The following is a 7,333-nucleotide window of genomic DNA, read 5'->3' as shown; positions in this document are numbered from 1 at the left end:
ATAATCCCACACGTGGCTTTGAGGGAGACGAGGAGCGGTAAGCTCTCCATGTGGAAGGCTGGAGCTGCTGCTGAGGCTGTCAGGAACGCTGTATTCGTAACTCTCTTAGCTAAATCCGGTTTTACAGCACCCGAGTTACCGTTTTCCGGGGTCTTCGGTTTCTCTTCCATAGTGGCTAGGGATATGGACTTGAGTAAGTTTAGACCAGACGGAAGGGGGATCCTGAGGACCATGATCAAGAAGTACCCTGTAGAATACCATGCGCAAGCCGCAGTAGAGGCTGCAGCTGGACTGGAATACCACGGTGAGATAAAGAAAGTGTTAATAGAGACTTATGAAGCTGGGAAAACGATTCTTGCTGACAGCCGTGAAAAGTGGAGACCTCAAAACAAGGAAACAGCTGATCACAGTCTACCCTTCATAGTCGCGGTAAGCCTAATCAGGAAGGACTTTTGGCTTGATTCTTACTCTTTAATAGGAGAGCCCACATTGGAAAAGCTTATGGACTTAATAGAGGTAGTTGAGAGAGACGATTACACTTCAGTTTATCCTAAAGAGCTCCCTACTAAGATAACAGTGATCACGGATAAGGGAGAGTTCAGTAAGGAGGTCAAAATACCTAGAGGGCATTACGCTAACCCGATGAGTGATGAAGAGTTAGAGAAAAAGGCGAGTAGGCTGGGTTTAAGTAAGAAACAAATCGAACTTATTAAAAATTTTGATACTATAAAGGTGAGAGAGTTTGTCAGAGGTCTTAAGGAAGTCTGACTTCTTGGTTATACCCGGGGTCTTTAACCCTTTTACTGCCCTCTTAGCTCAAAAGGTTGGGTTTAAGGCGGTCTATCTGTCAGGAGGAGCTTTAACCTCTTCCCTCGGTATGCCAGACCTAGGCATAATCACGTTAGACGAGTTGGCGTGGATGGTGAGAAGGATTAGGGAAGTTACAGATATTCCTATAATTGTCGATGCAGACACAGGCTTCGGAGAAGTTGTGAATGTATATAGGACTGTTAAAGTGCTGGAGAGTGCCGGGGCTAACGCTATTCAGATCGAGGATCAGGTCTTACCTAAGAAGTGCGGTCATTTAGAAGGTAAGGAGGTAGTGAGACCTAGGGACATGGTGCTTAAGATAAAAGCTGCACTTAAGGCTAGGAAGGATATGCTGATTATAGCCAGGACTGACTCTAGGGCTAATTATGGTTTAGACGATGCTATTACCAGAGCTCAGATTTACTTGGAGGCTGGGGCTGACGTAATTTTTCCCGAAGCACTAGAGAGCAAGGATGAGTTCGAGAGGTTTGCAAGGGAAGTGAGGGCTCCCCTCTTAGCTAACATGACTGAATTCGGTAAGACCCCCCTAATAAGTGCTGAGGAATTCAAGGCTATGGGTTATAAGTACGTTATTTTTCCCGTTACAATATTCCGGGTAGCAGCTAAGGCTATGAAAGACGCATTAGAAGTTTTGCTCAAGGAAGGGACGCAAAAGAACTTAATGGACAAAATGATGACCAGAAAAGAGCAATACGAGATTATAAACTACTACTTTTACGAGAACTTAGATAAGGAACTGGCTAAAGGAGGAGTAAAGTCTTAAACACCTTCTGAGTTAACGTTGCTTTTTTAGTTAAAATTTTAATATTTTTCTTTCATTATTAATTTGGGAAAGATTTATAGTTTACAAATTCAATATAAGTATTTATGAGCCAGGTTAAAGTAAAGGTTTTAATCAATAAATCCCCTCTTAAAGTTCCCGTAGGGACTAAGACCCTAGATGCTGTAAAGCTCATGGCTCAGAATAACGTAGGCTCAGTTCTCATTGTAGATGGTGACAAACCCGTAGGAATATTTACCGAAAGAGACCTCCTGAAAGCAGTAGCTAAAGGAGAGGACTTAAATAAACCTGTAGAGAAATTAGGCACTTACGGTAAGCTAATTACGATTAGGGAAGACGAACCTCTTTCTAACGCGGCGAGACTGATGCATCAATATGACATAAGGCACCTTGTAGTCGTAGATGGTAAGGATAAGGTAGTGGGTGTAATCTCCATCCGTGATATCATAAGTGAAAAGCACCTGCTTTCAGCAATTTCCGCTAACCCGGATGAGGAATGGGTAGGGGGTGACTGAGGTTGGTTGAGATAAGTAGGGGTCTTGAGGACGTACTTATAAAGACTACTTCACTTACCTTCATTGACGGTCATCACGGGGTATTGCGTTATAGGGGATATGATATAAACGATTTAGTTGAACATTCTTCCTACGAGGAGTTAATTTATCTGATGCTATATGGAGAACTCCCTAATAGGAAGCAACTAAACGAAGTGAAGGCAAAACTCAATGAGAATTATGAAGTACCGGAGCAGGTTATTAACGTAATTTACTCTCTACCGAGAAATTGTGACGCAATAGGGATTATGGAGAGCGCCTTTGGCATAATGGCGTCAGTCTATAACCCTAAGTGGGATAAGGAGAAAGATAGAGATAATGCTATCCAAATAATAGCTAAAACAGCCACAGTCGTAGCAAACGTCTTTAGGGCTAAAGAAGGACTGAAGCCTAAGATACCATCACCTTCCCAAAGTTATGCCAAGAGTTTTCTCGAAGCTTCCTTTGACAGAAAAATAGGCGAAAAAGAAATCAAAGCTATGGACGCAGCGTTAATACTCTATACTGATCATGAAGTTCCTGCATCAACTACAGCCGGTTTAGTAGCTTCTTCTACGTTTTCGGACATGTACTCTTGCATAGTCGCTGCGTTAGCCGCACTTAAAGGGCCTCTGCACGGAGGGGCTGCCGAAGAAGCGTTTAAACAATTCGTCGAGATAGGCTCACCCGATAAAGTAGACGAGTGGTTTAAGATAAACATCGTCGAGGGAAGGAAGAGATTAATGGGTTTCGGGCACAGAGTATATAAGACGTATGACCCTAGGGCTAAGATCTTTAAGAAATTAGCACAGCAGCTGAGTCAAGAAAACCCAGAGATAAAGAAGTACTTAGAAATTGCGGAAAGGCTAGAAAAACTAGGAATTGAAACTTTCGGCTCAAAGGGTATCTACCCGAACACGGACTTCTATTCTGGGATAATTTTCCATGGATTAGGTTTCCCGATTTATATGTATACGGCGTTATTCGCTCTCTCGAGGACCTTGGGTTGGTTAGCCCACTTTATAGAGTATGTAGAAGAACAACATAGACTCATTAGACCCAGAGCGTTATATGTGGGTCCAGAGTATAAACATTACGTCCCTATAGATAAAAGGTGAAACCAGAGGGTAAAGATAAAACTCCACACGATTAGTGACTTTTATATCTGTTGTCTAGCTGTTTTTAATTGAGCTAAATCTTTTATCCTAAAGATAATTCTAAGTAGTACATAGATTATTGTTTCTCTTCTCTACTAATCTCAATTCACATTTTTGATTTAGATTAAAAACAATTATTATCTCTGAGAATAAACGAATAAAGAATAGATAATCTAAGTCGAACTTGAGTTCGCTTTTTAATTTCACTAACCTAACTAGATTTATGTCAAAACCATTTTTGAGAGAGTCATCTGGGTTGGTGAAGAACGCCACACTAAAAGACTTAGTTATGTTGAACGTTGCAAATATGGGGGCTGGTCTAGCAGTTTTCGAAGGAATCTCTCCCTATATTCAACCGGGCTCAATACTATGGTTAACCTCTTTGCTTACCTTTATTCTCACATTACCGCTGGTCTACACATACACGAGCCTCCTAATGAGGATGCCAAGAACTGGGGGAGATTACATATGGATCTCAAGGAGATTAAACAGTAAGGTAGGGGCTGTAATGGGAGTAGCATTTGCATTCAATATGCCACCTTATTTCGCACTATCAGCTTTCTTTTCTGTCTCAGCGATAAATCTAGTTCTGTACGAGATCGGTGTACTCAATCATCAAGGGGAACTGACTAACCTCTCAAATACGGTATTTGTCAATCCTTACGGAACTCTTACGCTGACTCAAGACCTCCTAATTTACGCTCTCGGTGCTATAGCGTTTGTAATAATCATTCTCTTGAATATAATAAGACCTAAATGGGGCTTCAGCCTAACTACCGCTCTCGGTATCTTCTCCACCATTACTCTAATCCTTGCAATGATAGTTTTCGCCTTAAACGTCGGTTCAGTGAGGTCTCAACTCCCTAATTTCATTAGTGAGTTCCAACTGTCCCCCCAGAACACTTCTCCTTGGTCTTTCAGCTGGGCTTCAACTTTCTACATGATCCCATTTTTCTTGTCATTTGCATACATCTGGCTTTATGCGGGGCCAGCAGTAGCTGCTGAGGCTAAAGAAGGATCGTTAAAATGGAATCTCTATCTAGGTAGTATAATGACGTTCCTCATGATCACAATACCTTTCATCGAGATGTATACCGAAATCGGTTGCCCCACGAACACCGCTTACTATCCTACATTTACCTATAATTTCTGGAGTTTAGCTATCTTCCTCTCACACAACGAGATACTCGAGTGGATTCTGGGTCTTGGTCTGATAGCTTGGAACTTCTTTGTCATGGCTTTCGGTGTAGTAGTATTTGCAAGATATGTGTTCGCATTTGCATTTGATAGACTATTCCCAGCTATATTCGCAAAGCTTAACAAGTTCGCATCTCCGGTTTACGCTCATCTCCTCGACTTAGCTACCACGTTAGTCTTCCTAGCTCTTCCAATAATCTCTGTAAGCGGTGCGAGTGCCCTATATTCTTATACTCCTTTGGCTTTAGCATACCTTATTTTGGTCTCACTCACCGGTGTCAAAGTGGGGATTGAGGAGAGAAATAAGCCGTTAATAATTGGATCCGCTTTATCTACGGCGATAATGTCCTTAATGGAAGGTGAGATCTTAGACCCATATAACAACTACGCCTTCAGTGTAGTGGGAACTAGCGGAGTTAACTGGATAGCTACAGCTTACATCGCTTCCTTAGTGGGTCTAGGACTGATAACTTATATCACCGCTAAAAAGGTGAGGAGTAAGGAAGGAATAGATATTGACCTAGTCTATAAGGAGATACCACCGGAATAATCTACATTCTCAGATTTTCGTTGCCGATTTTTTCCTCTACTAGTTCAATTTAGATTAAGTTAGAAATGTATTGTTTTGATGTCATTTAAAATTGAATGTTTTGTTACAAATAGGGTTAATTTACAAATTTTATTTGAGGTAAGAGTAATTTTATAAATGTGGAGTTTAACTATAGTATATGGATATACATTCACACGGTATAATAGGAGCTGTAATAGTGTTTTTAATAGCATGGATCGTAACGTCCATCCCGGTATGGCTAGCATCTAAGGCAGTATCTAAGGAAAACTCTTTCGGAGATGCATTAATTGCTACTCTTTTTGCCTTTATAGTCTATACTATAATAACATTTATTTTCGCGTTCATAGGCTTTCCATTTATAGGTATAATAGTGGGAATCATAGGTATATTAGCTGTATTTAAGGCTATATTTGAGACTGGATGGCTAGGAGCTATAGCAATAGCTGTGTTAGCAATAATAATATACGTTATCATAGCGTTTATCCTAGGACTGTTTGGTATAGCAGTGGTTCACTTATTCTAATAAAAAACTCTTCATTTTTTAGACTAGGTTATAGTTGAGATTATTATAGAACGTGTTTCCGTATTGAGTCTCTACGATTATTGGAACTTGATTATACGGAGTCTGTTGGTTATGACATTGGTCTATTATTATCTGATAAGGAATGTACTGCTCATTACCTAGGTTTGTTATTGTAACCGTAATGTTGCTTAAATTATATTTATAAATACCAAGTCCTATTACAGTTCCTAAAGCTTTCACATCAAGAAAAGAAAGGTGTCGAATATATAAGATCTCTTGAAACAATTTTCTCCCGAGATTTCCACTAGAACTATATCTATGAAACAAAGTAGAAAATCAAAAGTTTTCCCCTCTTTTTACAGAAACTAAGTATGAACAGCGGTTATGGGAATCTTAGGGAGGTAATACCAAGAAGTCGGTATTAGCGAGAAGTTTTTATTTTTCAACGTTGTTCTACTGAAAGATGTTGAAGGGACAAGTAGAGTACGCTAAGGAGAGGCTGGTCAAGGCAGTCAACCAAGTTCTGGGCATAGTGAGAAGGAACGGGAGGAGCAGGAGGGTAGGACTAGCACTAGTCCTCATGACCCTGCTAGGTGGTAGGGCCAGCGTGAAGAATGCTGCTGAGACGTTCGGGTTGGACTACGCAAACCTGCTGGAGGCGTTGGGAGAACTCGAAGACGCGTGGAGGGACTACTTGAAGGTCCTGTCGGGGCTGGTGAAGGGTGAGGTGGCTGTAATCATAGACGACACCGTGGACCACAAGGAGTACTCCCGGGGGAAGGACGTGAGCCCCCACGGAAACTACTGGATCTACTGCCACGCCCACCGGAGGTTCGAGAGGGGCGTCCAGCTCCTCACGGTCGCTATAGTGGACCTCTCCACGGGCAGGACGTTCATGGTGGGAGCCTTCCCCTACGCCGTGAGGAAGATGTTGGACTTGGGGATGGTCACCGAGTTCAAGACCAAGATCGACTTGGCCAAGGAGATGTTGGACGTGCTCAAGGAGCGCTTTAGCGTGTCCATGGTCGTCTTCAACTCGTGGTACTGGTCAGAGAAGCTCGTGACGGACAACGTGGTGTCTGAGCTCAAGTCCAACCGGAGGCTCCTCAGGGTCGAGTCGGCCCGGGGGACCCTCGAGGAGGTGGAGGGACACCTCCGAGTGAGGGACCTACCCCCCGGAGTCTACTACGCCGACCTGACCCTGGGAGGCCGAGTGATTACGGTAAAATTGCTAGTTCAAGAATATAAAGGTGACTCCGGGACACACGTCAGATACCTCTACACGACCGATCTCTCGCTCAGCGAGGAGGAGATCGAGGAGGCATGGAGGATGAGGTGGGAGATCGAGAAGCTCCACAGGGACGTCAAGGCCCTTGGACTGGAGGACTCTTCGTTCTGGAGGAGAGAGAGGCTTCAGGGTTACCTCACGATCTTCACCATCATGGTCAACGTCGTCAGGGAGCTGATAGGGGAGCTGAACCTGAGGAGCGTGGAGGCGTTCCTCAGGTTCGTTGAACGTTATTTAGGTGGATCGTCGGGGCTAATGAAAATCTTTAAGTTACGTTAAAGTCCCATAACTGCTGCTCTATGTAATTTCTCACGGTCTGTGGGGATACGTTATACGCTCCGGACTTGTTCTCTACTGAATCGTTCCACAAACAAGCAGAGATGAGGGTTTTTTGCTACTTCATCTCCTTTCCCTTAAAGCATGGAAAGTAATTTATATCCTATTTGTTGAAT

8 protein-coding genes and 1 pseudogene are annotated in these 7,333 nt (G+C 42.8%); 7 read left to right on the top strand and 2 right to left on the bottom strand.

Annotated elements, in window-relative coordinates; translation table 11 throughout:
- From WIW89_RS01515 to WIW89_RS01490, 6 genes are all read left to right on the top strand, one after another.
- A partial coding sequence (locus tag WIW89_RS01515; protein ID WP_337719506.1) for an MmgE/PrpD family protein occupies positions 1 to 768 on the top strand: 768 nt, incomplete at its 5' end.
- Positions 743 to 1,594 (top strand): methylisocitrate lyase, encoded by an 852-nt coding sequence (prpB, locus tag WIW89_RS01510; protein ID WP_337719504.1) that lies wholly within the window; start codon positions 743 to 745, stop codon positions 1,592 to 1,594. The genes WIW89_RS01515 and prpB, both read left to right, overlap by 26 nt.
- Before the next feature lie 104 nt (positions 1,595 to 1,698).
- A complete protein-coding gene (locus WIW89_RS01505) occupies positions 1,699 to 2,127 on the top strand; it encodes a CBS domain-containing protein (protein WP_337719503.1) in 429 nt (142 codons plus the stop codon).
- 2 nt (positions 2,128 to 2,129) lie between these two features.
- Positions 2,130 to 3,263 carry a citrate synthase gene (gene gltA / locus WIW89_RS01500; RefSeq protein ID WP_337719502.1) on the top strand — a complete coding sequence of 378 codons (1,134 nt, stop codon included), beginning with the start codon at positions 2,130 to 2,132 and terminating at the stop codon, positions 3,261 to 3,263.
- Between the two features lie 262 nt (positions 3,264 to 3,525).
- Positions 3,526 to 5,049, top strand: a complete 1,524-nt coding sequence (locus WIW89_RS01495) for an APC family permease (RefSeq protein WP_337719501.1) — start codon at positions 3,526 to 3,528, stop codon at positions 5,047 to 5,049.
- 178 nt (positions 5,050 to 5,227) lie between these two features.
- The gene (locus WIW89_RS01490) at positions 5,228 to 5,593 is read left to right on the top strand and encodes a hypothetical protein (RefSeq protein WP_337719500.1); all 366 of its coding nucleotides are present in this window, start codon (positions 5,228 to 5,230) and stop codon (positions 5,591 to 5,593) included.
- A gap of 18 nt (positions 5,594 to 5,611) precedes the next feature.
- Here WIW89_RS01490 and WIW89_RS01485 read toward each other — a convergent pair whose 3' ends face one another.
- Complete coding sequence (locus WIW89_RS01485) at positions 5,612 to 5,833, bottom strand: hypothetical protein (RefSeq protein ID WP_337719499.1); 222 nt, start codon at positions 5,831 to 5,833, stop codon at positions 5,612 to 5,614.
- 223 nt (positions 5,834 to 6,056) lie between these two features.
- Here WIW89_RS01485 and WIW89_RS01480 point away from each other — a divergent pair, with 223 nt between their 5' ends.
- Positions 6,057 to 7,160, top strand: coding sequence for a transposase (locus tag WIW89_RS01480; protein WP_337719498.1), 1,104 nt, complete (start codon positions 6,057 to 6,059; stop codon positions 7,158 to 7,160).
- 10 nt (positions 7,161 to 7,170) lie between these two features.
- Here the strand turns inward: WIW89_RS01480 and WIW89_RS01475 are convergent.
- A pseudogene (locus tag WIW89_RS01475) lies at positions 7,171 to 7,333 on the bottom strand (DUF4322 domain-containing protein); the annotation flags it as partial.

Origin of the sequence: Stygiolobus sp. CP850M (assembly GCF_037389425.1) — an archaeon.
In the GTDB taxonomy this organism is placed as follows: domain Archaea; phylum Thermoproteota; class Thermoprotei_A; order Sulfolobales; family Sulfolobaceae; genus Stygiolobus.
The sequence above is the reverse complement of the archived record's forward strand: the minus strand, read 5'-3'. Positions and strand labels throughout refer to the sequence as shown.